Below are 25,221 nucleotides of genomic sequence, written 5' to 3'. Positions count from 1 at the left end.
TCCACATGAGTGAAACACAGCAGGCCGGCTGGCTCCGGGGCGACGTCGCCCTGGTGACCGGCGGAGGGTCCGGGATCGGCCGGGCCGTGGCCGAACGCTACCTGGCGGAGGGCGCCTCCGTGGCGATCTTCGGCCGCGACCTCGCCAAGCTGCATGCCGTGGTTGACGCGAGCGCCGCGCCGGAGCGCATGCTGGCGATCGCCGGCGACGTGCGCGAGACGCGCGACCTGCACGACGCCGTCGAACAGACCGTCGCGCGCTTCGGCAAGCTGGACATCCTGGTGCCCAACGCCGGAATCTGGGACTACAACCGCTCCATCACGCGCCTGGACGGGGAGCAGTTGGGGGACGCGTTCGACGAGCTTTTCTCCATCAACGTCAAGGGCTACCTGCTCACGGTGGAGGCGGCGTGGCGGGAACTGGTCAGGACCCGGGGGTCCATCGTCATGACGCTGTCCAACGCCTCCTTCCACACCGCCGGCGGCGGGCCCGTCTACACGGCGTCGAAGTTCGCCTGCCGCGGGCTGGTCAACCAGCTCGCCTACGAACTCGCGCCGAAGGTGCGCGTCAACGGGGTCGCGGTCGGCGGCATGAACACGGACCTGCGCGGACCGGCGTCGATCGGTCTGGACGGCCGCTCCATCGCGGACTCGTTCGCCCGCTCGGAGGTCACGGGCAACAACCCGCTGATCCCGCTGCACGACGCCTCGGTGGAGCCCGTGGACTTCACCGGTTCCTACGTGCTGCTGGGATCGCGGAACAACGCCGGGAACATCACCGGCGCCATCATTCCCGCGGACGGCGGCATCGCCGTCCGCGGTTTCGGGGACCGGGCCGCGGGAGGCGACCAGCTATGAGCAACCGGATCGACATCAACCCGGTCGGCGGCGTGCTCCGCCAGGCCGCGTACTCGCCCGACTCCACCGCGCTGGTGTACGAGGGGCGCGAGATCGGCTACGGCGAACTCGCCCGCGACGCCGGCCGGCTGGCCGCCGCGCTGCGCGCGCAGGGCGTGGCCGACGGCGACCGCGTGGCCTACCTGGGCCTGAACAGCGCCACGTTCATCACCACCATGCTGGCCGCCTGGTGGCTGGGCGGGGTGTTCGAGCCGCTGAACTTCCGGCTCGCCCCGCGCGAGGTCGGCGTGCTGCTGGAGCGCTCGGCGCCCACGGTCGTCGTCGTCGAGCCCTGCCACCAGGACGTCGTCGAGACCCTGGCGGGCTTCGCCGGGCACGACGCCGGAACGCAGCGCTTCGTGCTCGTGGACAACGATCCCGCCGTGCCCGTGGCGGGCGAGCCGGCGTCGTTCTGGACGCCCCTGACCGCGTTCCTCGGCGCCGCCGGCGGTGAGGTGCCCGAGGCCGTGGAACGGTCCGAGGACGATCTGGCGATCCTGATGTTCACGTCCGGCACCACCGGGGTCCCGAAGGGCGTGCAGCTCACGCACGGAAACCTGTGGTGGAACTCCGTGAACGTCGATTCGCTGGTGGACACGCGCCGCGGGGACACCAACCTGGCGGTCGCGCCGCTGTTCCACGTCGGCGGGCTGAACGCGCTGACCATCCGCGTGCTGGTGCGCGGCGGCACCACGGTGCTCCGCCGCACCTTCGATCCGCGGCAGACCCTGCGCGACATCGAGGAGTACGCGGTGTCCCAGGCGTTCCTGGTCCCGGCGCAGCTTTCGGCGATGCAGCAGACCAAGGAGTTCGAGGCGCACGACATCTGGTCCCGCCGGTGCTGCTGAGGCAGTACGAGCACAAGGGCGTGGCCGTGCAGCAGGCGTGGGGCCTGACCGAGACGTCCCCGTTCGCCACGTACCTGCCCTCGGAACTGACGTACGCGAAGGGCGGATCCTGCGGGATCCCCATGCCGTACAGCCAGGTCAAGATCGTGGATCCGGCGACCGGTGCGGACGTCCTCGCGCCAGGCGAGACCGGGGAGATGTGGACGAAGGGGCCCAACGTCACTCCCGGTTACTGGAACGACGACGCCGCGACAGCCGCCGCGTTCCACGACGGCTGGTTCCGCACCGGGGACATCGGCTACCGGGACGCGGACGGCTACTTCTACATCGTGGACCGGCTGAAGGACATGATCATCACGGGCGGCGAGAACGTCTATCCGGCGGAGGTCGAGCGCGCGCTGATGGAGTACCCGGGCGTCCTGGACGTCGCCGTCGTGGGCGTCGACGACGAGAAGTGGGGCGAGTCGGTGGTGGCGGTCATGAGTTGCGCCGACGGGTCCGTGCCGGACATCGAGTCCGTCCGCGAGTTCACCGCGACTTACCTCGCGCGCTATAAGCTGCCCAAGAAGCTGGTGCTGACCGCCGCGGTTCCGCGCAACGGGGCGGGAAAACTGGACAAGCCGGCCATCCGCCGCCTGGTCAGCGAGGAGGAGTAGCCGCATGGTGGACCACGACGAGCACGCCGACAACGACCACGCCAACGACGAGGTGGACCAGCTGCGCTGGCCCGATGCGCTTCCGCCGTCGTGGGCGGCCGCCCCGGTTTCCGCGGAGCCGGGTTTCGAGTCCACGTTCGCGGTCACCGAGGACGGGGCCCCGCGGGGAAGCGTCTCGGTGGTCCGTGTGGCCAAGAGCGAGTTGGACGCCGCCTACCCGGCCTCCGTGCGGGACCGGCTGCTCGTGCCGTCGCCCGACGCCCCTGCGGAGGCGCTCCAGCTGGTGTCCGAACGCGTCATGGAGGCCGAACCGGCCTGCCGGCGCCTGGTGGTCTCCACCCCGGAGGGGGACGTCGCGCAGATCGCGCGTGCAGAGAGGGCCGGCTACCGCTACGTCGTCGACGTCGACCTGCCGGACCGGGCGGTCTCCCTGATGGCCGCCGAACCGGACTGGGTGCTCGAGGAGTCGCGCCGGATCGACGACGTCCCCACGCGCTAGGCGGTCCGGCGCTAGGCGCTCTTGGCCGCCTGCCGCTTGGCCTGGTGCTGCTGCCCGCTGATCGCCGCCACGGCGCGCGAGGCGGCGTAGCAGACCTTCCGCAGGACGGTGGCCTGCGAGTCCGGGACGAACTTGCCGACCGGCCCGGACACGGACATCGAGGCCACCGGCTTGCCGTTGGGACCGAAGATCGGCGCCGCGATGCAGTTCAGGCCGGTGAGGATCTCCTCGCGGTCGAACGCCAGGTTGGTGTTGCGGACCTCGAGGAGCTCGCGGCGGAACGTGTCTGGGTCCGTGATGGTGGCCGGCGTCCAGGCCAGCATTTCGGAGCGCATGGCTTGGTCCGCGGCGTCGGGATCGTAGGCCAGGAGCACCTTGCCGACGGCGGTGCAGTAGGCCGGGGCACGCCCGCCGATGCGCGAGGGGCTGCGCACCTGCAGGTGTCCGTAGAGCTTATTGAGGTAGACGACGTCGGTGCCCTGCAGGACGGCGAGGTGGACCGTCTGCTTGGTCAGTTCGTAGAGGTCCGCGAGGAACGGCGTGAGCGCGTCCCGCATGCGACCCTGCAGCGCGTCCTCCTGCGTCGAGCCCAGGTCCTGGATCATCTTGCCGAGCCGGTATGCGTTGCCGGCGCGCTCCACGGCACCGTTGTTCTGCAGGGTGGCCAGCAGCCGGAAGGCGGTGGACTTGGACAGCGAAGCCCGGCGGGCGAGTTCGCTGACGCCGACGCCGACGAAGGCGTCGTTGCCGAAGGCGTTGAGCAGCGACATGGCCTTGTCGACGGCCGTCCGGTCGTCGCGGGGCGCGGGGGTGCTACGGGTCATGCTTTAGTTTCCCGTGCTGTCGACGAAGTGTCAAACATGACAGTTCGTCACTTATAGGTGACACTATACGGGTGCAGGCCAACGACCTCGTCTCCCGGAACATCCGCCGTTTCCGCGTGGAGCGCGACCTCTCGCTCGGCGAGCTGGCGGCGCTGGCGGGCATCTCCAAGCAGACCCTGTCCAAGGTGGAGGGCGGCGTCGGGAACCCCACGGTGGGGACCCTGGAGAGCATCGGGCACGGGCTCGGCGTCAGCGTTGTGCGGCTGCTGACCGAATGGGGGACTCCCGTCCACGAGTCGCTGGCCGCCGACGCGCACTGGCGGCCCGCTGATGCGGGGCACATCAGGGACCTGGACCGGATCTACGGGTCGGGGTACGTCCGGACGCACGTGGTCCGGTTGCATCCGTCGTCGGAGGCCCACGTTGTCGAGGCGCACGGATTCGGCTCCCTGCACCAGTTGTATGTGGTGTCCGGGACGCTGGAGGCCGGTCCGGTGGGGGACCTCCGCCGCCTGGGCGAGGGCGATTTCCTGCGTTTCCCGGGCGACGCGGAACACGCCTACCGGGCGGTCGGAGGCCCCGCCGTCGCGCATCTGACGACGACGGCGCCCCAGGTGCCGCAGTTCCCGCACGGGGACGGCGCCGGGGATCCGGCCTGAGCCCTCGCTCCGGAATCGGGCGCCCGTTGGCCCGGGCGCCCCAAGTGGGCTAGGCTAGCCATCGTCCACACGGGTGCCCTGGCAAGGGCTGAGATCAGGCTGACGCTGCCTGCGACCGTCGAACCTGTCCGGGTCATGCCGGCGTAGGAAGTGAGGGCTCATCCGTGAGCGTTTCAGCAGAAAACCAGTCCACCCACCGTGCCTCCGAACAGCACCCGGCCCACTCGCCGGCGTTCCTGGAGGACGCCGACTCCGGCATCCGCGTGCCGGTGACGGCGATCAGCCTGGACGATTCCCCGGACGGAAACCCGAATCCGCCGCTGAACGTCTACCGCACCGCGGGGCCGGGCAGCGACCCGCTGGAGGGGCTGCCGCCGTTCCGCGCAGCGTGGATCGAGGGCCGCGGGGACACCGAGGAGTACGGCGGCCGCGAACGCAACCTGTACGACGACGGGAAGTCGGCCGTGCGCCGCGGCGCGGCATCGGCCGAATGGAAGGGCACGCGCCCGGTTCCCCGGCGTTCGCTGCCCGGGCGCGTGGTGACGCAGATGCACTACGCGCGCGCCGGCGTCGTCACCGAGGAGATGCGCTACGTGGCGCTCCGCGAGGGATGCGACGTGGAACTGGTGCGCAGCGAGGTCGCCGCCGGACGGGCCATCATCCCCAACAACATCAACCACCCAGAGTCGGAGCCGATGATTATCGGCAAGGCGTTCCTGGTGAAGATCAACGCGAACATCGGCAACTCCGCCGTGACCAGCTCGATCGCCGAGGAGGTGGACAAGCTGCAGTGGGCCGCCCACTGGGGCGCCGACACCGTGATGGACCTGTCCACCGGCGACGACATCCACACCACGCGCGAGTGGATCATCCGCAACTCGCCCGTCCCGATCGGCACCGTGCCCATCTACCAGGCGCTGGAGAAGGTCGGCGGCGACGCGGCGAAGCTGGACTGGGAGGTCTTCCGCGACACCGTGATCGAGCAGTGCGAGCAGGGCGTGGACTACATGACCATCCACGCGGGCGTGCTGCTGCGCTACGTGCCGCTGAGCGCCGAGCGCGTCACGGGGATCGTGTCCCGCGGCGGGTCCATCATGGCGGGCTGGTGCCTGGCGCACCACCGCGAGAACTTCCTCTACGAGCGCTTCGACGAGCTCTGCGAAATCTTCGCCAGGTACGACGTCGCGTTCTCCCTGGGCGACGGGCTGCGGCCCGGTTCGATCGCCGACGCGAACGACGCCGCTCAGTTCGCGGAGCTCGACACGCTGGCCGAGCTGACGAAACGGGCGTGGGAGTTCGACGTCCAGGTCATGGTGGAGGGGCCCGGGCACATCCCGTTCCACCTGGTGCGGGAGAACGTGGAGCGCCAGCAGGAGCTGTGCGACGGCGCTCCGTTCTACACGCTGGGCCCCTTGGTCACGGACATCGCGCCGGGCTACGACCACATCACCAGCGCCATCGGGGCCACGGAGATCGCCCGTTACGGCACGGCGATGCTCTGCTACGTCACCCCGAAGGAGCACCTCGGGCTGCCGAACAAGGACGACGTGAAGACAGGGGTGATCACGTACAAGATCGCCGCGCACGCCGCCGACCTGGCCAAGGGCCATCCGGGTGCGCACGAGCGTGACGACGCCCTGTCCAAGGCGCGCTTCGAGTTCCGCTGGAAGGACCAGTTCGCGTTGTCGCTGGATCCGGCCACGGCGGAGGCGTTCCACGACGAGACGCTGCCGGCCGAGCCGGCCAAGACGGCGCACTTCTGCTCGATGTGCGGGCCGAAGTTCTGCTCCATGCGGATCTCGCAGGACATCCGCAAGCAGTTCGGCTCGGCCGCGGACCAGCAGGTGCTGGCCGAGGACATCGAGCGGCGGATCTCCGAGGGCATGGAGGAGAAGAGCCGCGAGTTCGCCGGGGCCGGCGGCAGCGTCTACCTGCAGCCGACCATCGGGGTGGGCTCGCCGAACGTCTAACCAGTGGCGGTGGGCACCGACAGGCGGGGCATAGGACCGCCGCGACAGGTCACCGTTATCGACCTTTTGACCTATTTGGTGGCGTTGGGATGGTGTGTGTGGGCGTCGGTCAGCACAACGGAGCGTTCGTCGACGTAGAACCAGATTCTGGCGCCATTTGCCAGCTCGTACTGCCGTCGGCGGGGTTTCGTTCCTTTATGGGTGACAAACTCGAGATCACCCTTCATCCCATGACACGTCGGATCGTCAGCGAGGGGATCAGTTGTCAGTCGCTCCCAAGCTTGGACGACGCGCGCTTGATGCCCCAGGCCATGCAAGAGCTCCCCGCGCCTGCGGGGATGAGCCCGGTGGTGAACCCACCCTCGACAGCGCCCTCGAGAGCTCCCCGCGCCTGCGGGGATGAGCCCTGCTCCTGCATCCGCTCTTGGCTCTTGGCGAGGAGCTCCCCGCGCCTGCGGGGATGAGTTGAAACCGGCGGCACGGCGGCCGAGGTGGTAGAGGAGCTCCCCGCGCCTGCGGGGATGAGCCCCCCCGGTTACCCAGTCATCGAGCGGCCCGGATGAGCTCCCCGCGCTGGCTAACGCCGTCGACTGGGGCCACCTCATCTACCGCTGAGCGGTCCCGCTACCTGCGGGGCTCCGCGGCCTCGTTCCGCAGGCCTACCCGAGGAAGTGGCGCAGCGTGCCCGCGTTGCGGACGGCGTGGCCGTCGCCGTCGTTGTTGAAGTAGACGTAGACGTCCCTGCCGGCGGCCCGCCATTCCCGGATCCGGTCCGCCCACCAGCGCAGGTCGTCTTCCGAGTACGACCCCGCGTACAGGTGGTTGTGGTCGGGTCCGTGCATGCGCACGTAGACGAACGGCGCGGTCGCCTCCAACACGCAGGGCAGCCCGGCGCCACTCATGATGCAGTAGGCGGCGCCGTGCCGGGCCAGCAGGGCGTACACGTCCGCGTGGTGCCAGCTGGCGTGCCGGAATTCCACCGCGACCCGGATCCACTCGGGCAGCCCGTCGAGGAAATGGTGCAGCCGGGCGTCGTCGCGCTCCATGCCCGGAGGCAACTGGACCAGCAGGACGGCGCGCTTTTCCGCAAGCTCGTGCCAGGAAGACGCTATCCGCCGGGTCCACGCCTCTGGGGCATAGAGCCGCTTCGCGTGCGTCAGCCCGCGGGGCGCCTTGACCGTGAACGCGAAACCGTCCGGCAGGCGCCGGCGCCACCCGGCGAAGGTCTGGTCGCGGGGCCACCGGTAGAAGCTGGCGTTCAGCTCGACGGTGTCGAACTGGCGCACATAGTGCGCCAGCCGATCCCGGTCCGGGGTGCCGGCCGGGTACAGGACGTCGTTCCAGTGTGCGTAGCTCCAGCCGGACGTGCCGATGCGGACTTCCATGCCATCCCTTATATCGTGAGCCGCATCGAACCCGGCGAAATCTCCCGATGTGCGGAGAAAAACCCCCAAACTATCCGCAAATAGGGAAGTATGGGTGCATGCCCACGATCCGCATTGCCGAGGCCGCCCGCTTCCTGGGCGTCAGCGACGACACCGTCCGGCGCTGGACGGAGAACGGCACCCTGACCGCTGAGCGCGACGACGCCGGTCGGCTGGCCGTCGACGGCCTGGCGCTCGCCCGCCTGGCGAGGGACCAGTCCCACCTTCCCGACGACCCCACGCGCGTCGGATCATCGGCCCGCAACCGGTTCGTCGGCCTGGTCACGGACATCACCGCCGACCGCGTCATGGCGCAGGTCGAACTGCAGTGCGGTCCCTTCCGCGTCGTCTCGCTCATGAGCACCGAGGCCGTCCGGGACCTCGGCCTCGAGCTCGGCTCCGTGGCCACCGCCGTGGTCAAGGCCACCACGGTCATCATCGAAACGCCCCAGGGAAAGAGCGTGCCGTGAGCGCCCGCCGCCGCGCCGCCGTCGCGCTCGCCGTCGCGGCCATCGCCACCGGAGTCTCGGGCTGCGCCGCCGCCGAGCCCGGGGACACCGTCACCGTCTTCGCCGCCGCCTCGCTCCGGGACACCTTCACGCAACTCGCGGACGACTTCGAAGCCCGGAACCCCGGCACGGACGTCCGCCTCAATTTCGCGGGGTCCGCGGACCTGGCCACGCAGATCGCCCAGGGCGCCCCGGCGGACGTCTTCGCGTCCGCCGACGAGCGCACCATGGCCCAGATCGCCGACGCCCAACTCACCGACGGCGCACCCCGCGCCTTCGCGACCAACACGCTGGAGATCGCGGTGCCGTACGCCAACCCGGCCGCGATCGGCGGCCTCGCGGACCTGGCCCGGCCCGGCGTCAAACTCGTCGTGTGCGCACCCCAGGTGCCCTGCGGCGCCGCGGCCGCGGAACTCGCGGACGCGGCCGGCGTCGTGCTGGCGCCGGTCAGCGAGGAGTCCTCCGTCACGGACGTGCTCGGCAAGGTGCTCTCCGGGGAGGCCGACGCCGGACTGGTCTATTCCACCGACGTCCGGGCCACGGACGCCGAGGCGGCGGGGGACCGGGTCCGCGGCATCCCCGTCCCCGGTGCCGGCGCGGCCGCCACCACGTACCCCATCGCGGCGCTGGCGACCGGCGCCAACCCGGACGCGGCGCGCGCCTTCGTCGCACTCGTCACCGGCGCCGACGGGCAAAAGACCCTGCACGACGCCGGATTCGGCACCCCGTGAGGGCCGCCGCGAAGCCGCGCGCCGGAGCCGGCTACACCGGCGTCCCGGGCTGGGTCTACGCCCTCGCCGTCGCCGGGGCACTGCTGGTGGTGCTGCCGCTCGCGGGCATCCTGGCCCAGGTCGACTGGCCGCGCTTCGTCCCGCTGGTCACGTCCGAATCGTCGCTGACCGCGCTCGGCCTGAGCCTGCGCACGGCCACCGCCAGCACTGCCCTGTGCGTCGTCTTCGGCGTGCCGCTGGCCATGGTCCTGGCGCGGAGCCCGTTCCCCGGCCAGCGTCTGCTCCGCGCGTTCGTCCTGCTGCCGCTGGTCCTGCCGCCTGTCGTCGGGGGCATCGCCCTGCTCTACACCTTCGGGCGGCAGGGCCTCCTGGGCCGGTACCTCGAACTCGCCGGCATCCAGATCGCGTTCTCCACCGCCGCCGTCGTGCTCGCCCAGACGTTCGTCGCGCTGCCGTTCCTCGTGGTGAGCCTCGAGGGCGCGCTGCGCACCGCCGGCACCCGATACGAATCCGTCGCGGCCACGCTCGGCGCTCGCCCCACCACCGTGCTGCGCCGCGTCACGCTGCCGCTGGTCCTGCCCGGCCTCGCGTCCGGCGCCGTGCTGTCCTTCGCGCGCTGCCTCGGCGAATTCGGCGCCACGCTCACGTTCGCCGGGAGCCTGGAGGGCGTCACCCGGACGCTGCCGCTGGAGATCTACCTGCAGCGCGAATCCGACGCCGATGCCGCCGTCGCGCTGTCCCTGCTGCTGGTCGCCGTGGCCGTCGCCGTCGTCGGGCTCTCCTACCGGCGCCGCGCCGCCGCGCCCCGGGGGGCGGCGGCATGAGCTTCCGCCTGCGCGCCGCCGTGGAGGCGCGGGGTTTCGACGTCTCCCTCGACGTCGCGCCCGGCGAGACCGTCGCCATCCTCGGACCCAACGGCGCCGGCAAGTCGACGCTCCTGGCCGTCGCCGCCGGGCTGCTACGACCCGACGCCGGCCGCGCCACCATCGGGGACCGCGTCCTGTTCGACGTCGGCAACGGCGCCGACCGGTGGGTCCCGCCACACACCCGCGGCACGGCTCTGCTGGCGCAGGAGCCGCTCCTCTTCCCGCACTTGAGCGCCCTGGACAACGTCGCGTTCGGCCCGCGCAGCGCCGGCGCCTCCCGGGCCGCGGCCCGGGAGACGGCCGAACGCTGGCTGGGGGAGGTCGACGCCGAAGACCTCGCCGGCCGCCGCCCCGGCGCCCTTTCCGGCGGCCAGGCGCAGCGCGTGGCGGTCGCCCGGGCGCTGGCCGCCGACCCGGAACTGCTCCTGCTGGACGAGCCCATGGCCGCACTCGACCTCCACGGCGCGCCACTGCTGCGGCGCCTGCTCAAGCGGGTCCTCGCCGGCCGCCGGGCCGTCATCGTCACCCACGACATCCTCGACGCCCTGATGCTGGCGGACCGGGTGGTGGTGCTGGAGAACGGCCGGGTGGCCGAGGAGGGGCCGACCCGTGCGGTGCTCGAGAGGCCGCGCAGCCGGTTCGCCGCTGGATTGGCCGGGCTGAACCTGATGGCCGGAACGCTCGGCCGCGAGGGAGTCGCCACGGCGGACGGACGGGGCGTCGCGGGGCACCACGACGACACCGTGCGGCCGGGCGACGACGCCGTGGCGGTCTTCCCGCCGTCGGCCGTGTCGGTTTTCCTGGTCCCCGAGCACGGCAGCCCGCGCAACGCGTTCGGCGTCCGGATCACGGACCTCGAGCCGCACGGCGACCAGATCCGCGTGCGCGCCGGGGGCCTCGCTGCGGACATCACGCCGGCGGCGTCCGCGGACCTGGGCCTCGCGCCCGGAATGGACGTCCACTTCGTGGTCAAGTCCGCCGCAGTCGCCATCTATCCGGCGTGAGCGCGGCGGGGCAGTGCGATGCCGACAGGCGGAACGCCGGGTCGAACGGGACGGTGCGATTCGGCAGACTGTCAGTGACGCCCCACACCGCCACATCTAGGAGCCACCCGCGCATGCTCGCCGCCGTTGCCGTCTCGCAAAACCCCGACGATCCGCTGTCCGGACTGGAACTCAAGGAGGTCCCCACGCCCGAGGCCGCGCCCGGCTGGACGCGCGTGAGGGTCAAGGCGTCCTCGCTGAACATGCACGACGTCTGGACGCTGCGCGGGATCGGGCACGACCCCAAGAACATCCCGATCATCCTGGGCTGCGACGTCGCCGGCGTCACGGACGACGGCCGCGAGGTGGTGGTCTACCCGGTCATCGCCGATCCCGACGCCGGATTCGGCGACGAGACCCTGGACCCGAACCGCGCGTTGCTCTCCGAACGGCACGACGGCGGGTTCGCCGAATACATCGTGGTCCCCGACCGCTGCCTCGTGGACAAGCCGAGGCACCTGAGCTTCGAGGAGGCCGCCTGCCTACCCGTGGCCTGGTCCACCGCCTACCGCATGCTGTTCACCCAGGCCGGCATCAAGGCCGGGGACCGCGTGCTGGTCCAGGGCGCCGGCGGCGGGGTGGCCGGCGCCGCGATCGCCCTCGCCGCGGCGGCCGGCGCAACCGTCTACGCGACCAGCCGCACCGAGGAAAAGCGCGGGCTCGCCCTCGAATTGGGTGCCCACGCCGCCTTCGAGTCCGGGGCGCGCCTGCCGGAACGCGTGGACGTCGTCATCGAAACCGTGGGTGCGGCCACGTGGGCGCACTCCCTGCGCTGCCTGCGTCCGGGCGGGGCGATCGTGATCGCCGGAACCACCAGCGGCACCAGCCCGGAGGCGGACCTGGGCCGGATCTTCTACCAGCAGCTGCGGATCCTCGGCTCCACCGGATCGACGCGCCACGAGACGGTCGCGATGCTGCGCATGCTGGAGGCCACCGGGCTGCGCCCGCGGATCGACCGGACGGTCCCGCTGGCACGGATCCACGACGGCTTCCAGGCCATGATCGACGGCGACACCGCCGGCAAGATCGTCGTCACCATGTAGCGGAGGCCGACGCCGCCGGCGGCTATTCGTGGCCGTCGAGGCGGGCGAGCGCCGCGGAGGTGCCGAGCTCCGGCCGGTCCGCGGGGTGGTCCAGGTAGTGCCGCAGCGCGGCCAGCAGCCGGTGCGGGTCGCAGGCCAGATGCTGGACGAGGACCACCACGGGTCGGTCGCTGCGCGCGGCCGCGCCCTCCCGCAGGCGTAGCACCATGAGGGCCGGTCCCCGCTTGCCCAACGGCGAACGGCCGGGCGGGTCCTCCGCGGAGACGGACTCGATGTCCCGCCAGTAGACCTCGTGGATCCCGTTCGGGGCCAGGACCACCACGCGGCTGCGCGTGAGGTAGACGCCGGCCCGTTCGCGGGCGACCGCGGTGCGCATGTGGCGCAGGCCATGGCGCAGGATCCACAAACCGATCAGCAACAGGAACACGGACGCCCCGACCAGCAGGAACCGCGACGGTTCGCTGTGCAAGAGCAGGTATCTGGCAGCCAGGGCGAGGGAAGCCACGGCGGTCACGACGCCGAGTCCCACGGTGCTGGCGCCGAACGGAGTGGAGACCGGCAGCAGGTCGAAACGCGTGGCCGCGCGCCGGCCCGTGGAGGTCTCGACGGCGGCCGTCGCGGGCGGTTGCGTCTGAATGCCGCGGCGAAAGGCGCGCACGATCGAGCCGGTGCTGCCGGCCGCGATGGCCAGCACCGGAACGGCGAAGAACCAGCGGCCCATCACGGCCGCGGCAACGCCCAGTCCCAGCAGGAAGGCGGCCAGGACAAAGGCGGGGACCAGATGGTGGGCGAGCTTCCAGCCCCGGTGCGGGGGATCCCAGAGCCGTGACGCGGGTGGGGCCATCGTCGCCAACCCTAGGCCCCGGCCGCCGACGGGCGTTCCAGCGTCTGGGCCAGGGAGCGCGCGGGCCTGCCGAGCAGGGATTCGACGTCGTCCGTCGTGGCGCCCAGGTCCCCGGCGGCGATGGCCGTGTAGGTGCTCACCCACGCGTCCACCTGCCAGGGGTCCGCACGGTAGCCCGCACGGGAGGCGTAGGCCTCCTCCAGCGACTCGTGGTGGAACGCCGCGGCGGTGCCGGTGAGCGTGGTGATCGCGGCGCAGGCTTCGGAAAGCGTGAAGGCCTCCGGCCCGGTGAGGTTGTAGGTCCGGCCGGCGTGCGCCGAGGACTGTCCGGCACCCAGCGCGTTCGCGGCTTCGCGGAGCACGACGGCGGCGCAATCCGCCACGTCGTCCCGCGCCACTGCGGCCACGCGCCCGTCGCCGGAGGGACCGCGCAGGATGCCGTCCTTCCCGACGAAGAGCGGGAAAATGTCCTGGTAGAAGTTGTCGCGGAGGATGGTCCAGGCCATTCCGGAGGAGCGTAGGTGCTCTTCGGTATGGAAGTGGTCGCGCCCCAGCGTGAACACGGAATCCGGCGCGGCCCCCACGAAGGACGTGTACACCACGTGGCGGACACCGGCCCGCCGGGCGGAATCGATGAAGGTCCGGTGGCTGTCCAGGCGGTCGGCCGCCTCCGCCGCCGAAACCATCAGCAGCACGTCCACGCCGCGCATGGCCAGCTCGGCGTTCGGGTCGGTGTAGTCGACGGCGCCGGCCTCGACGGCGGCGCCGCCCGCCGCCGCGCGGAGCGCCTGCGCGGCGGACTCGGCGCGGGCCGCGTCGCGGGAGAACACCCGCAGGGGGACGGCTCCGGCCAGTCCGCGGGCGACCCGGCCGCCGATTTCCCCGGCGGCCCCGGCGATGGCGACGACGGCGGGGCGAGAAGGTGCAGGTTCCATGGCTCCACCGTACGCCGGGAGCGCGGCCGCAGAAGGGTTAACCCGGCGTTTGTGCATGCGTCGACCGCCCGCCGTCCACAATGCCTAGCCTGAGTGGATGGTTGAACGGTTCGTGGTGATCGGCGACTCCTTCACCGAGGGCGTGGGGGACTGGGACGCCCGGCTGCCCAACGGGGTGCGCGGTTGGGCGGACCGCGTGGCGAAACAACTCTCCAAGGCGGATCCCACGTGGGAGTACGCGAACCTGGCCATCCGCAGCCGGCGCCTGGACCGGATCATCGAGGAGCAGGTCGAACCCGCCTTGGCCATGCGGCCCACCGTCGTCTCCTTCTATGCCGGCGGCAACGACATCCTGGAGCTCCGCCACGACATGGACGCGATCCTGCACAGCTATGCGCGCGCCGTCGAACGCCTCTGCTCCTCCGGGGCGCGGGTCCTGCTCTTCACCGGCTTCGACGTCCCGATGCACCCGGTGCTGGAACCCATGAAGCGACGGAACTGGGCGTTCAACCGCGCCGTGCGCGAGCTCGCCGCGAAGCACGAGCGGGACGGCGCCGTGCTGGTGGACTACTGGACGTGGGACGCCTATCAGGACCGGCGGATGTGGGACACGGACAAGCTCCACATGAACCGCGCCGGCCACCGCTACATGGCCATCCAGGTCCTGAACATCCTCGGCGTCGTGCACCAGTTGGAGTTCGAGGAACTCGGGCCGCAGGACCGGGTGGTCCTCCGGGACGGACTGATCCGCGACGCCGAGTGGCTGCGCCAGTGGGTGCTGCCGATGTTCGGCCGGAGGCTGCGCGGAGTCACGCTGGGGGACCGGCTGGAACCCCGCTGGCCCGAACCGGTCAGGCCGGCCGACGGCCTGAAGCGGCTCTACCGCAAACGAACGCGGACTACCATGAAGGCATCATGAATTCACTGCGCAAACTCCAGAAACCCATGGCATGGATCGTCGTCGTTTCGATGGTGGCCATGACCGGAGCCGGACTCCTCCAGGTCCTGGCCGGGTGAGCACCGGCCCGGTGACCGGCGGGGCCACCGTCCCGGAGGCGCTCGCCGAACCGGTCCGCCGGGTGGGACCGAGATGGGTCACCGGCGTCGTGCTGGTGAACGTCGGCATCAACGTGGCGTTTTTCGCGCCGATCAACATCCTGCTGGGACTCCAGGCGACGGCGATCGACGCGGCCAACAAGGAAGCCATCCTCTCGCTGGTGACGGCGTGCGGGGCGGCCGTCTCGCTTGTCGCCAATCCGCTCAGCGGCGCCCTGTCGGACAGGACCGTCTCCCGCCTGGGACGGCGCTCGCCGTGGATCCTCGGCGGCGCCATCCTGGGGACCGCCGCCCTGCTGTTGCTCTCGGGCGCGACGACGATCGCCCTGCTGCTGCTGGGCTGGTGCCTGGTCCAGCTCGGCGCCAACGCCGCCTACTCCACGGTCTTCGCGGCCATCCCGGACCGGGTTCCGGTGGAGCAGCGCGGACAGGTCGGCGGGCTCGCAGCCATGGGACAGACCCTCGGCATCCTCGGCGGCTCGGTGATCGGCTTCGTGATCTTCGGCAACATCGCGTTCGGCTACTGGCTGTGCGCGGCTGCGCTGCTGCTCTCCGTGGTGCCCTACCTGGTCCGCTCCGACGACCCGGTCCTCCCGCGCGCCGAGCGGGAGCCGTGGAAACTGGGCGAATTCCTGCGCGGCTTCTGGATCAACCCGGCGCTGCACCCGGACTTCGGCTGGGCCTGGTTGACCCGGTTCCTGATGTTCGTGGGGAACCAGCTGACGATCGTCTACCTGCTGTTTTTCCTCACCGACGTCATCCGCCACCCCAACCCGCCGGGCGGCGTGCTGGTGCTGACCGGCCTCTACGCCGGGATGGTGGTGGTCACCAGCGTGATCGCGGGCCGGTGGAGCGACCGGGTCGGCAAGCGCCGCGTCTTCGTCGCGGGATCCTCCGCGCTGATTGCCTGCGCAGCGCTCATCATGGCGATCTTCCCGGTTTGGACCGGGGCAATCGTGGGCGCCGGCGTGCTGGGCATCGGCTTCGGCGCCTACCTGGCGGTCGACTTCGCGCTGCTCACCCAGGTGCTGCCCTCGGCCGCGGCCCGCGGGAAGGACCTCGGCGTCATCAACATCGCCGCGGCCCTTCCGCAGGTCGTGGCCCCGGCGCTGGCACTCGTGGCCGTCAAGTACCTCGGCGGCTACGGCTCCATGTTCACGCTCGCCGCGGTCATCGGGCTCGCCTCCGCCGTGCTGGTGTACCGGATCAAGTCGGTTCCCTAGGTCCCCTATCGCGCCAGCGCCTCGCCGGCAAGGACGGAGGTCGTGGCCAGGAAGTCGAGCCCGTGGGCCTCGGCGACGGGGGCGTAGGTGATCCGTCCGTCGTGGACATTCAGGCCGGCGGCGAGTCCCGCGTCCTCGCGCAGCGCCTCGCGCCAGCCCTTGGACGCGATGCGCAGCGCGTAGGGGAGGGTCGCGTTGGTCAGCGCCGCGGTCGAGGTTTGCGGGACCGCGCCCGGCATGTTGGCCACGCAGTAGTAGACGGCGTCGTGCACCTTGAAGATGGGATCGGCGTGCGTGGTGGGGCGGGAGCCCTCGAAGCAGCCGCCCTGGTCGATCGCGATGTCCACGAGCACCGAACCCGGGCGCATCTGCGCCACCATGTCCTTGGTGACGAGCTTCGGCGCGGCCGTGCCGGGAATCAGCACGGAGCCGATCACGAGATCCGCCGCAGCGACTTCGCCGGCGATGGTGAAGGCGGACGAGGCGAGGGTCTTGATGCGCCCCTTGTGCGTGGTGTCGATTTCCTTGAGACGGCCGAGGTTGATGTCGATGATGGTGACGTCGGCACCCATGCCCGCGGCGATGATCGCCGAGTTCTCTCCGGCGACGCCGCCGCCGATCACGACGACCTTGGCCGGACGGGTCCCGGGGACGCCGCCCATCAGGATGCCGGCTCCGCCGCTGGGCTGCTGCAGGTGGACGGCGCCGATCTGCGCGGCGAGGCGTCCGGCGACCTCTGACATCGGGGCCAGCAGCGGCAGGCTCCGGCCGGACGTCACGGTCTCGTACGCGATGGCAGTGGTTCCGGCGGCGACGAGCGCCTCGGTGCATTCGCGGGATGCCGCGAGGTGCAGGTAGGTGAAGAGCACCTGGCCGCGGCGCATGCGGTGGTACTCGTCCGCGATGGGCTCCTTGACCTTGAGGACCATGTCCGCCTCGGCCCACGTGGCGTCGGCGTCGGCGGCGATGCGCGCCCCGGCGCTGACGTAGACCTCGTCCGGGATGCCGGAGCCGACTCCGGCGCCGGACTCGATGACGATGTCGTGGCCGCGGCCGACGAATTCGGACACGCCTGCGGGCGTGATGGCCACGCGGAATTCGTTGTTCTTGATTTCCTTGGGTACGCCGATGATCATGGTTTTCGCTCCTGGATGGGGGTGGATCTCTTGCATCAATCGTAGGTTTTCCTGCGGTTCTATAGGGCTTAGGCGGAAGTTCTTGCGGTAATCTCAGATCAATCTAAGTTTTAATGCGGAAAACGGAAGGTGTGACGGTGGCCACAGTGAAAGATCTTCGGGGTCGGCGTCCGGTGGATCTCGACGAGATCGACCGGGGTCTGCTGCGCATGCTCTCGGAGAACGCCCGGCGCACCAACAACTCCCTCGCCCAGGAGCTCGGCATCGCCGCGTCCACCTGCCTGGCCCGGGTGAACTCCCTCCGCGAATCCGGGGTCATCCGCAAATTCACGGTGGATATCGATCCGGAGGTGCTCGGGCACGCGCTGGAGGCCCTGATCTTCGTCCGCATCCGCGCGGGGGCCCGGCACCTGATGTCCGCCTTCGCCGAGGAGATCCGCGCCAAGCCGGGCGTCACGCAGTTGTTCTTCCTCGGCGGCACGGACGACTTCCTCATCCATGTGGCCGTCAAGGACTCCAACGACGTGCGGCAGTTCGTCCTCGACAACCTCTCGGCCAATCCGGCGGTCGCCTCGACCCAGACGTCTCTGGTCTTCGAGCACTCGCAGGGCCTGGTCCCCTGGGTGTGAATCCGCGGGTGTGACCAGAGTCACGGTGGCTACCCGCCGGTAGTTCACCTTTTATGTCTGGTTTTGGCTGCATCCCTGTGAAATGACTGGTTGTACACCCCTGCACCGAGGAGCACTTTCATGGCGATCCAGAACACCGAACGGCGGCTCAAGGCCGTGCTCGACATGTTGAGTGCGGCAGCCAGCGAAGGAGCCCCCGTGAACGCCGGGACGGTCCTCGCCGAGGCGCTCGTCCAGGTGCCGCCGACCCCGCAGGAGGCGGAGTTGCTCAGCGGCGGAATTCCACGCGGCCACAAGAACCTGACGACGGCGACGGCCCGTTTGGTCAAGGCCGGATGGATGGTCAAGAACAGGTCGGGTTGGAGCGCCACGGATACGGGACAGCGGGCGACCGTCGCGTTCCCGACGGCGGCGAAGTTCGCCGAGGCGCTGGCGGCCGGAACCCCGGTGCCGGAGGGCACGCCGTTGCCGAAGCCGAAACCCGCGAAGGCCGCGGCCAAAAAGGCCCCCGCCAAGAAGGCCCCGGCCAAGCGGCAGCCGCGCGCGAAGAAGACGGCCGCCGTCGTGCCGCCGGAGGGACAGCCGCGCTCCGTCGCCCTGGCCGGAGACTTCGCGACGCACCTCGGCGCGGACGAGAACTGGAACCCGGCCACCCCGGCCGTGCAGATGGCGTTCGATCCGTCCGAAGACCGGTGGAGGCTCGCGGTCGACCTGCCCCGCGGGCGGTACGAGTACAAGGTCGTCCTGGACAACTCGTGGGACGAGAACTACGGGGCGTTCGGCGTGCGCGACGGGGCCAACCACTCGCTCGAACACCCGGGCGGGCCGCTCGTCTTCGCCTACGACCACGGCGCCCGCGACATCGTCCCCGGGCGGTAGCCGGCACGGCGCACGTATCCGTCCGCCCGTCGCCACCCCTCTATAGTGTGGAGACAGGCAGGACGCGGCCCGATGCGGGCCACATGCATCACCCACACGAACGTTTGGAGAATCCATGGAAGTTTGGCCCGGCGACGCCTATCCCCTCGGCGCGACCTACGACGGCAACGGAACCAATTTCGCGCTCTACAGCGAAGTGGCCGAATCCGTTGAGCTTTGCCTCTTCGACGAGGAGGGAACGGAAACGCGGGTGGTGCTCACCGAGGTCGACGGCTTCGTCTGGCACTGCTATCTTCCACAGACCATCCCGGGCCAGAAATACGGCTACCGCGTGCACGGACCGAACGATCCCGGCGCCGGACAGCGGTGCAACCCGAACAAGCTGCTGCTTGACCCGTACGCCAAGGCCGTCCACGGCGAGATCGATTGGGACCAGGCCCTCTTCGGCTACAACTTCGGCGACGAGGAATCCCGCAACGACCAGGACTCCGCGGCCCACATGATGATGGGCGTCGTGGTCAGCCCGTTCTTCGACTGGGACGGGGACCGCAAGCCCAAGACCCCGTACCACCAGTCCGTCATCTACGAGGCGCACGTCAAGGGCCTGACCGAGATGCACCCGGACATCCCGGAGGAGCAGCGCGGCACGTATGCGGGCGTCGCGCACCCCGCCGTGATCGCCCACCTGCAGAAGCTCGGCGTCACCGCGCTGGAACTCATGCCGGTCCACCAGTTCGTCAACGACAGCACCCTGCAGGACAAGGGGCTCTCCAACTACTGGGGCTACAACACCATCGGCTTCTTCGCCCCGCAGAACACCTACAGCTCCACGGGGGACACCGGCCAGCAGGTCCAGGAGTTCAAGGCCATGGTCCGCGCGCTGCACCTGGCGGGCATCGAAGTGATCCTCGACGTGGTCTACAACCACACCGCCGAGGGCAACCACCTGGGCCCCACGCTCTCCATGCGCGGGATCGACAACGAGTCCTACTACCGCCTGATGGAGGACGACAAGCGGTACTACATGGACTACACCGGCACCGGGAACTCGCTCAACGTGCGCAATCCGCACTCGCTCCAACTGCTGATGGACTCGCTGCGGTACTGGGCCACGGAAATGCACATCGACGGCTTCCGGTTCGACCTGGCCTCCACGCTGGCGCGCGAGTTCTACGACGTCGACAAGCTCTCCACGTTCTTCGAACTCATCCAGCAGGACCCGGTGGTTTCCCAGTGCAAGCTGATCGCCGAGCCGTGGGACATCGGCCCCGGCGGCTACCAGGTGGGCAACTTCCCGCCGCAGTGGACCGAATGGAACGGCAAGTACCGGGACACAGTGCGCGACTTCTGGCGCGGGGTCCCGTCGACGCTGGGCGAGTTCGCGTCCCGCATCACCGGCTCCGCAGACCTCTACGAGCACTCCAGCCGCCGTCCCGTGGCCTCGATCAACTTCGTCACCGCCCACGACGGCTTCACGCTCCGGGACGTGGTCTCCTACAACGAGAAGCACAACGAGGCCAACGGGGAGGACAACAACGACGGCGAGTCCCACAACAGCTCCTGGAACTGCGGCGCCGAGGGCCCCACGGACGATCCCGAGATCCAGGCCCTGCGTGCGCGCCAGCAGCGCAACTTCATCGCCACGCTCCTGCTCTCCCAGGGCGTGCCGATGATTTCCCACGGCGACGAGCTGGGCCGCACCCAGGACGGCAACAACAACACATACGCCCAGGATTCCGAGCTCAGCTGGATCCACTGGGAGGAGTTGGACCAGCCGCTCCTCGAGTTCACGGCGGCGGTCAACAAGCTGCGCGCGGAGCACCCCACGTTCCGGCGCCGGCGCTTCTTCGACGGCCGTCCCGTCGAGGTTGAGGACGGGGGCAAGCTCCCGGACATCGAGTGGCTCGGCGCCGACGGGCGGCCCATGAAACCTGCCGACTGGGACGCGGACATCGCGGCCTCGATCGGCGTGTTCCTCAACGGCAACGGGATCGCCGGGACGGACAGCCGCGGCCAGGAAATCCAGGATCTGAACTTCCTGCTCTTCTTCAACCCGCACCACGACGACGTCGACTTCAAGCTTCCGTCGAAGGCCTACGCGCCGCGGTGGGACCAGGTGATCGACACGGCCGGCGCCTACGCCGACAGCGAGCCGGTGGACGCGGGAACGTCCGTGACCGTTGTGGGCCGCTCGATGCTGGTGCTGCGCGCCCATGAAGCCGAGGAGGCGGATCTGGACCATTCGGTTGCCGCGTCTCTGGCGGCGCTGGCCGGATCGAAGAACCGCGAGACGTCCGCATGAGGATCCCGCTGAGCACCTACCGGCTGCAGATCCGCGCGGGGTTTACGCTTCACGACGCCGCGGCGCTGGTGCCCTACCTGACGGAGCTCGGCGTGGACTGGGTGTATCTGTCTCCGATCCTCACATCCGAGGAGGGATCGGACCACGGCTACGACGTCACCGATCCCACCACGGTGGATGCCGCTCGCGGCGGACCCGAGGGGCTGCGCGCGCTCTCCGAGGCCGCCCACGCAGCCGGGATGGGCGTGCTCGTGGACACCGTCCCGAACCACATGGGCATCGCCACGCCGCGGCAGAATCCGTGGTGGTGGTCGCTCCTGCGGGAAGGCCGCGAGTCCCGCTACGCCGAGGCGTTCGACGTCGACTGGGACGCCGGCGCGGGGCGGATCCGCCTGCCGCTGCTGGGCGACGGGGACACGGAGGAGAACGAGCTGAAGCTGGTGGAGGCCGACGGCGTCTTCGAGCTGCACTACTACGACCACCAGCTCCCCGTCGCCGCGGGGACCGCCGCGGCCGGGGACGATCCGCGTGCCGTGCACAACCGCCAGCACTACCAGTTGGTCAACTGGCGCCGGGCGGACAATGAACTGAACTACCGCCGGTTCTTCGGGGTCACCACCCTGGCGGGCCTGCGCGTGGAGGTCGACTGGGTCTTCGACGAGTCGCACGCCGAGATCAAGCGCTGGTTCGACGAGGGCCTGGTCGACGGGCTGCGGATCGACCACCCGGACGGGCTGGCCGATCCCGCCGGCTACCTGCGCCGGCTCCGCGAACTCACAGGCGGGGCGTACGTGCTCGTCGAGAAGATCCTGGAGCCCGGCGAGCGGTTGCCCGAGGACTGGGAGTGCGAGGGTACCACCGGGTACGACGCGCTCGCAGACGTCGACCGGCTCTTCGTGGACCCCGCCGGCCGGGAGGTCCTCAGCGAGGTCGCCCCGGCGGAGCGGTACGCGCCGATGATCCACGACACCAAGCGCGCGATCGCCGACGGGCTCCTGCGTTCCGAGGTACTGCGTCTGGCGCGGTTGGTCCCGGCCGACGCCGGCCTGGAACACGAGGCGGCCGCGGACGCGATCGCCGAGGTCCTCAGCTGCTTCCCGGTGTACCGCAGCTACCTTCCCGTGGGCGCCGAGCACCTCGAGGAGGCCGTCATTGCGGCCCGGGTCCACCGGCCGGACCTCGCGGAAACCATCACGGCCCTGCACCCCCTGCTCGCGGAGGACACCGGCGCCACCGAGCTGGCCACCCGCTTCCAACAGACCTCCGGGATGGTCATGGCCAAGGGCGTGGAGGACACCGCGTTCTACCGGTTCACCCGCCTGACGTCGCTGAACGAGGTCGGGGCGGACCCGTCGGTGTTCGCGATCGAGCCGTTCGACCTGCACACCAAGTTCGCCACCCGGCAGCTGTCCAACCCGCTGTCCATGACCACGCTGTCCACGCACGACACCAAGCGCAGCGAGGACAACCGGGCCCGGATTTCCGTGCTGTCCGAGCTGCCGCGGGAGTGGGCCGATGTGTTCGCCCAACTCGACGCACTGGCCCCGCTCGGGGACCTGCCGTTCGCCGACCTGCTGTGGCAGGCCGCCATGGGAGCCTGGCCGATCTCGCGCGAACGCGCCCACGCCTACGCCGAAAAGGCGTCGCGGGAGGCCGGAAACAGCACCACGTGGACCAAACCGGACACCGAATTCGAGGACGGTCTCCATGCCGCCGTCGACGCCGCCTTCGACGACCCGGAGGTCAACCGGATCATCGGGGAGTTCGCGTTGCGGATCAAGGCCGCGGGCCGTTCCAACTCGCTGTCCGCGAAGCTGGTCCAGCTGACCATGCCCGGCGTCCCGGATGTGTACCAGGGCACCGAGGTGTGGGACCACTCGCTGGTGGATCCGGACAACCGGCGGACGGTGGATTTCGATCGGCGCCGGGAGATGCTGGACGAGGTCCGTAACGGGGAACCGCCGGAGGTGACCGGGCGGGCCGACGCCAAAATGTTGCTGGTCCACCGCGCGCTGCAGCTCAAGCGCGGGCGCCCGGAGTTCTTCACGGGATACGAGGCCGTCGCCGGCGAGGGGGACGCAGCGGAGCACGTGTTCGGGTTCGACCGCGGCGGTGCCATCACGCTCGCCACGCGTCTGCCCGTGGGGCTCGAGCGCGCCGGCGGATGGCGCGACACCCGCGTGCTGCTGCAACCTGGGAAGTACCGAGATGTCATTACCGGGAGGCTCTTGTCCAGCGACGGCGCGCTGGCCGTCAAGGAGGCGTTCGCCGTCTACCCGGCGGCGCTTCTGGTCCGCGAGGAGGAGCAGTGAGGATCAGGTTCGATCTCTGGGCGCCGGCCGCCGGGGAAGTGAGGCTTCTCGCCAACGGCGCCACCGTCCCCATGCGGCGCGCGACGCCGGATTCCCCGTCCGACGCCGGCTGGTGGACACCGGCCGAACCGGTCCCGGACGGCGAGGTCGACTACGGGTACCTGCTGGACGGGGACACGACGCCGATGCCGGACCCTCGGTCCCGACGCCAGCCGGACGGCGTCCACGGGCTTTCGCGGACGTTCGACGCCGGGGCGCACGCCTGGGAGGACGGCGACTGGGTGTCGCCCGGGCTCTCTGGCGGGGCGATCTACGAGCTGCACATCGGCACGTTCACGCCGGAGGGAACCCTGGATGCCGCGGCGGAGAAGCTCGGCTACCTCGCCGACCTCGGGATCGACTTCATCGAGCTGCTCCCGGTCAACGCGTTCAACGGAACCCACAACTGGGGCTACGACGGCGTCCTCTGGTACGCGGTGCAGGAGACGTACGGCGGGCCCGCGGCCTACCAGCGCTTCGTCGACGCGGCGCACCAGCACGGGCTCGGGGTGATCCAGGACGTGGTCCACAACCACCTCGGCCCCAGCGGAAACTACCTGCCGCGGTTCGGCCCGTACCTCAAGCAGGGCGACGCGAACACGTGGGGCGATTCGCTGAACCTCGACGGCCCCGACTCCGACCGGGTGCGCGCATACATCGTGGACAGCGCTCTCATGTGGCTCCGCGACCACCACGTGGACGGGCTCCGGCTCGACGCGGTGCACGCGCTGCGCGACGAGCGCGCGGTACACCTCCTGGAGGAACTCGCCGCCGCCGTCGACGCGCTGGCTGCGGAGACCGGCCGCCCGCTGTTCCTCATCGCGGAATCGGACCTGAACAACGACCGGCTGATCCAGCCGCGCGACGTCAACGGCTACGGCCTGGCCGGCCAGTGGAGCGACGACTTCCACCATGCCGTCCACGTGAACCTCACGGGGGAGACGGAGGGCTACTACGCGGACTTCGAATCCGTCGGCGCCCTGGCCAAGGTGCTGCGCGACGGCTTCTTCCACGACGGTGCGTGGTCCTCCTTCAGGGCCCGGCACCACGGGCGGCCGATCGACCGGGCGCGCGTCGAGCCGCGGCAGCTGGTGGTCTGCACGCAGAACCACGACCAGATCGGCAACCGCGCTGCCGGCGACCGGATTACCGGGGCGCTCGGTTTCGACGACTTGGCGCTGGCCGCCGTCCTCAACCTGACCTCGCCGTTCACCCCGATGCTGTTCATGGGGGAGGAGTTCGCGGCCGCGTCCCCGTGGCAGTTCTTCACCTCCCACCCGGAGCCGGAGCTGGGCAGGGCCACCGCCGAGGGACGCCTCGCCGAGTTCGAACGCATGGGGTGGGACCCCGCCGTCGTGCCGAATCCGCAAGACCGCTCGACGTTCGAGAATTCCCGGCTGGACTGGTCAGAGCCCGCCGGCGGCGACCACGCACGGATGCTCGCGCTCTACCGGGAGCTGTTGGCGCTGCGCAGGGCGGAACCCGAGTTGCGAGACCCGGCATGGCCGGACGCCGTTGACTTCGACGAGGCGGACCGCTGGCTGGCCCAGTACCGGGGAGGTCTCGCGATCGTGCTCAACCTCGCCGACGCGCCGCGCGAGATTCCCCTGCGCGGGACGCCGGGCCGGGTCCTGTTCTCGACGGGGGGTTCCGCGGACGACGCCGGCGCCACCGCGGGCGCGGACACGGGCCTTACGCTGCCGGCACGCTCCGCCGTCGTGCTCCGCATGTCCTGGCGACCGACGGAAACGCCGTCCCGGGGATCGTAGGGCGGTCCGAGACGAACCTAGCCGCCAGACGGAATACGTGCGGAAACCGGCACTAATTTTCCGCGGCGTTCCGGGCGTATGGTGAACGCAGCGGCCCGCACCAGGCCGGGCCGATGGCATGAGGAGAAC

23 protein-coding genes and 1 riboswitch are annotated in these 25,221 nt (G+C 70.3%); of the genes, 18 read left to right on the top strand and 5 right to left on the bottom strand.

What is annotated here, in order from left to right; translation table 11 throughout:
• Positions 1–5 precede the first annotated feature (5 nt).
• The 4 genes from AC0QSG_RS10795 to AC0QSG_RS10780 are packed head-to-tail and all read left to right on the top strand — an operon-like array spanning position 6 to position 2,899.
• The gene (locus tag AC0QSG_RS10795; RefSeq protein ID WP_475375371.1) at positions 6–857 is read left to right on the top strand and encodes an SDR family NAD(P)-dependent oxidoreductase; all 852 of its coding nucleotides are present in this window, start codon (positions 6–8) and stop codon (positions 855–857) included.
• Positions 854–1,744 carry an AMP-binding protein gene (locus AC0QSG_RS10790; protein WP_475375370.1) on the top strand — a complete coding sequence of 297 codons (891 nt, stop codon included), beginning with the start codon at positions 854–856 and terminating at the stop codon, positions 1,742–1,744. Before AC0QSG_RS10795 ends, AC0QSG_RS10790 begins: the two co-directional genes overlap by 4 nt.
• A complete protein-coding gene (locus tag AC0QSG_RS10785) occupies positions 1,735–2,400 on the top strand; it encodes a class I adenylate-forming enzyme family protein (RefSeq protein ID WP_475375369.1) in 666 nt (221 codons plus the stop codon). Before AC0QSG_RS10790 ends, AC0QSG_RS10785 begins: the two co-directional genes overlap by 10 nt.
• 4 nt (positions 2,401–2,404) lie before the next feature.
• Positions 2,405–2,899 carry a GNAT family protein gene (locus tag AC0QSG_RS10780; RefSeq protein WP_475375368.1) on the top strand — a complete coding sequence of 165 codons (495 nt, stop codon included), beginning with the start codon at positions 2,405–2,407 and terminating at the stop codon, positions 2,897–2,899.
• An 11-nt stretch (positions 2,900–2,910) separates the two neighbouring features.
• Here AC0QSG_RS10780 and AC0QSG_RS10775 read toward each other — a convergent pair whose 3' ends face one another.
• A complete protein-coding gene (locus tag AC0QSG_RS10775; protein WP_475375367.1) occupies positions 2,911–3,723 on the bottom strand; it encodes an IclR family transcriptional regulator in 813 nt (270 codons plus the stop codon).
• 71 nt (positions 3,724–3,794) lie between these two features.
• Between AC0QSG_RS10775 and AC0QSG_RS10770 the strand changes: the two genes are divergently transcribed.
• Positions 3,795–4,382: a helix-turn-helix domain-containing protein gene (locus AC0QSG_RS10770; protein ID WP_475375366.1), complete on the top strand. Its 588-nt coding sequence runs from the start codon at positions 3,795–3,797 to the stop codon at positions 4,380–4,382.
• A 59-nt stretch (positions 4,383–4,441) separates the two neighbouring features.
• Positions 4,442–4,549: riboswitch (TPP riboswitch) on the top strand.
• Positions 4,547–6,352, top strand: a complete 1,806-nt coding sequence (gene thiC / locus AC0QSG_RS10765; RefSeq protein WP_475375365.1) for a phosphomethylpyrimidine synthase ThiC — start codon at positions 4,547–4,549, stop codon at positions 6,350–6,352. (Overlaps the previous riboswitch by 3 nt.)
• A gap of 659 nt (positions 6,353–7,011) precedes the next feature.
• Here thiC and AC0QSG_RS10760 read toward each other — a convergent pair.
• The gene (locus tag AC0QSG_RS10760) at positions 7,012–7,737 is read right to left on the bottom strand and encodes a DUF72 domain-containing protein (RefSeq protein WP_475375364.1); all 726 of its coding nucleotides are present in this window, start codon (positions 7,735–7,737) and stop codon (positions 7,012–7,014) included.
• A gap of 98 nt (positions 7,738–7,835) precedes the next feature.
• Between AC0QSG_RS10760 and AC0QSG_RS10755 the strand changes: the two genes are divergently transcribed.
• The 5 genes from AC0QSG_RS10755 (at position 7,836) to AC0QSG_RS10735 (ending at position 11,968) form a co-directional block, all read left to right on the top strand.
• Positions 7,836–8,246 (top strand): TOBE domain-containing protein, encoded by a 411-nt coding sequence (locus AC0QSG_RS10755; RefSeq protein WP_435728101.1) that lies wholly within the window; start codon positions 7,836–7,838, stop codon positions 8,244–8,246.
• Complete coding sequence (modA, locus tag AC0QSG_RS10750) at positions 8,243–9,016, top strand: molybdate ABC transporter substrate-binding protein (RefSeq protein WP_475375363.1); 774 nt, start codon at positions 8,243–8,245, stop codon at positions 9,014–9,016. The genes AC0QSG_RS10755 and modA overlap by 4 nt, the downstream gene beginning before the upstream one ends.
• Entirely contained in the window at positions 9,013–9,840 is an 828-nt protein-coding gene (locus tag AC0QSG_RS10745; protein ID WP_435728103.1) for an ABC transporter permease, read from the top strand. Before modA ends, AC0QSG_RS10745 begins: the two co-directional genes overlap by 4 nt.
• Entirely contained in the window at positions 9,837–10,886 is a 1,050-nt protein-coding gene (locus AC0QSG_RS10740; protein WP_475375362.1) for a sulfate/molybdate ABC transporter ATP-binding protein, read from the top strand. Before AC0QSG_RS10745 ends, AC0QSG_RS10740 begins: the two co-directional genes overlap by 4 nt.
• 113 nt (positions 10,887–10,999) lie before the next feature.
• The gene (locus AC0QSG_RS10735) at positions 11,000–11,968 is read left to right on the top strand and encodes a zinc-binding dehydrogenase (protein WP_475375361.1); all 969 of its coding nucleotides are present in this window, start codon (positions 11,000–11,002) and stop codon (positions 11,966–11,968) included.
• 22 nt (positions 11,969–11,990) lie between these two features.
• Here the strand turns inward: AC0QSG_RS10735 and AC0QSG_RS10730 are convergent, their stop codons facing one another.
• The gene (locus AC0QSG_RS10730) at positions 11,991–12,812 is read right to left on the bottom strand and encodes a hypothetical protein (protein WP_475375360.1); all 822 of its coding nucleotides are present in this window, start codon (positions 12,810–12,812) and stop codon (positions 11,991–11,993) included.
• An 11-nt stretch (positions 12,813–12,823) separates the two neighbouring features.
• On the bottom strand, positions 12,824–13,747 hold the full coding sequence (locus AC0QSG_RS10725) for an NAD(P)H-binding protein (protein ID WP_475375359.1): 924 nt from the start codon (positions 13,745–13,747) through the stop codon (positions 12,824–12,826).
• 97 nt (positions 13,748–13,844) lie between these two features.
• Between AC0QSG_RS10725 and AC0QSG_RS10720 the strand changes: the two genes are divergently transcribed.
• Positions 13,845–14,666, top strand: coding sequence for an SGNH/GDSL hydrolase family protein (locus AC0QSG_RS10720; protein ID WP_475375358.1), 822 nt, complete (start codon positions 13,845–13,847; stop codon positions 14,664–14,666).
• A 94-nt stretch (positions 14,667–14,760) separates the two neighbouring features.
• Complete coding sequence (locus AC0QSG_RS10715) at positions 14,761–16,026, top strand: MFS transporter (protein WP_475375357.1); 1,266 nt, start codon at positions 14,761–14,763, stop codon at positions 16,024–16,026.
• Positions 16,027–16,031: 5 nt separating this feature from the next.
• Here AC0QSG_RS10715 and ald read toward each other — a convergent pair whose 3' ends face one another.
• Positions 16,032–17,162, bottom strand: a complete 1,131-nt coding sequence (ald, locus tag AC0QSG_RS10710; protein ID WP_475375356.1) for an alanine dehydrogenase — start codon at positions 17,160–17,162, stop codon at positions 16,032–16,034.
• 113 nt (positions 17,163–17,275) lie between these two features.
• Between ald and AC0QSG_RS10705 the strand changes: the two genes are divergently transcribed.
• The 5 genes from AC0QSG_RS10705 (at position 17,276) to treZ (ending at position 25,092) form a co-directional block, all read left to right on the top strand.
• The gene (locus AC0QSG_RS10705; RefSeq protein WP_475375355.1) at positions 17,276–17,791 is read left to right on the top strand and encodes an Lrp/AsnC family transcriptional regulator; all 516 of its coding nucleotides are present in this window, start codon (positions 17,276–17,278) and stop codon (positions 17,789–17,791) included.
• 120 nt (positions 17,792–17,911) lie between these two features.
• Positions 17,912–18,670 carry a pullulanase X25 domain-containing protein gene (locus AC0QSG_RS10700; RefSeq protein ID WP_475375354.1) on the top strand — a complete coding sequence of 253 codons (759 nt, stop codon included), beginning with the start codon at positions 17,912–17,914 and terminating at the stop codon, positions 18,668–18,670.
• A 115-nt stretch (positions 18,671–18,785) separates the two neighbouring features.
• Entirely contained in the window at positions 18,786–20,972 is a 2,187-nt protein-coding gene (gene glgX / locus AC0QSG_RS10695; protein WP_475375353.1) for a glycogen debranching protein GlgX, read from the top strand.
• Entirely contained in the window at positions 20,969–23,284 is a 2,316-nt protein-coding gene (treY, locus tag AC0QSG_RS10690; RefSeq protein ID WP_475375352.1) for a malto-oligosyltrehalose synthase, read from the top strand. Before glgX ends, treY begins: the two co-directional genes overlap by 4 nt.
• Positions 23,281–25,092, top strand: a complete 1,812-nt coding sequence (gene treZ, locus AC0QSG_RS10685) for a malto-oligosyltrehalose trehalohydrolase (protein ID WP_475375351.1) — start codon at positions 23,281–23,283, stop codon at positions 25,090–25,092. The genes treY and treZ overlap by 4 nt, the downstream gene beginning before the upstream one ends.
• Positions 25,093–25,221 lie beyond the last annotated feature (129 nt).

The sequence above is a fragment of the Arthrobacter sp. LT660 genome (assembly GCF_056172845.1).
Note: the sequence above shows the minus strand (reverse complement) of the source record. Positions and strands in the feature narration are given on the sequence as shown.

Excerpts from the sequence above, each read along its gene's own strand:
- AC0QSG_RS10795 (WP_475375371.1), top strand. The coding sequence starts at position 6 with ATGAGTGAAACACAGCAGGCCGGCTGGCTCCGGGGCGACGTCGCCCTG.
- AC0QSG_RS10790 (WP_475375370.1), top strand. The coding sequence starts at position 854 with ATGAGCAACCGGATCGACATCAACCCGGTCGGCGGCGTGCTCCGCCAG.
- AC0QSG_RS10780 (WP_475375368.1), top strand. The coding sequence starts at position 2,405 with ATGGTGGACCACGACGAGCACGCCGACAACGACCACGCCAACGACGAG.
- AC0QSG_RS10775 (WP_475375367.1), bottom strand. The coding sequence starts at position 3,723 with ATGACCCGTAGCACCCCCGCGCCCCGCGACGACCGGACGGCCGTCGAC.
- AC0QSG_RS10760 (WP_475375364.1), bottom strand. The coding sequence starts at position 7,737 with ATGGAAGTCCGCATCGGCACGTCCGGCTGGAGCTACGCACACTGGAAC.
- AC0QSG_RS10755 (WP_435728101.1), top strand. The coding sequence starts at position 7,836 with ATGCCCACGATCCGCATTGCCGAGGCCGCCCGCTTCCTGGGCGTCAGC.
- AC0QSG_RS10740 (WP_475375362.1), top strand. The coding sequence starts at position 9,837 with ATGAGCTTCCGCCTGCGCGCCGCCGTGGAGGCGCGGGGTTTCGACGTC.
- AC0QSG_RS10735 (WP_475375361.1), top strand. The coding sequence starts at position 11,000 with ATGCTCGCCGCCGTTGCCGTCTCGCAAAACCCCGACGATCCGCTGTCC.
- AC0QSG_RS10730 (WP_475375360.1), bottom strand. The coding sequence starts at position 12,812 with ATGGCCCCACCCGCGTCACGGCTCTGGGATCCCCCGCACCGGGGCTGG.
- AC0QSG_RS10725 (WP_475375359.1), bottom strand. The coding sequence starts at position 13,747 with ATGGAACCTGCACCTTCTCGCCCCGCCGTCGTCGCCATCGCCGGGGCC.
- AC0QSG_RS10720 (WP_475375358.1), top strand. The coding sequence starts at position 13,845 with ATGGTTGAACGGTTCGTGGTGATCGGCGACTCCTTCACCGAGGGCGTG.
- ald (WP_475375356.1), bottom strand. The coding sequence starts at position 17,162 with ATGATCATCGGCGTACCCAAGGAAATCAAGAACAACGAATTCCGCGTG.
- AC0QSG_RS10705 (WP_475375355.1), top strand. The coding sequence starts at position 17,276 with ATGCGGAAAACGGAAGGTGTGACGGTGGCCACAGTGAAAGATCTTCGG.
- AC0QSG_RS10700 (WP_475375354.1), top strand. The coding sequence starts at position 17,912 with ATGGCGATCCAGAACACCGAACGGCGGCTCAAGGCCGTGCTCGACATG.
- glgX (WP_475375353.1), top strand. The coding sequence starts at position 18,786 with ATGGAAGTTTGGCCCGGCGACGCCTATCCCCTCGGCGCGACCTACGAC.
- treY (WP_475375352.1), top strand. The coding sequence starts at position 20,969 with ATGAGGATCCCGCTGAGCACCTACCGGCTGCAGATCCGCGCGGGGTTT.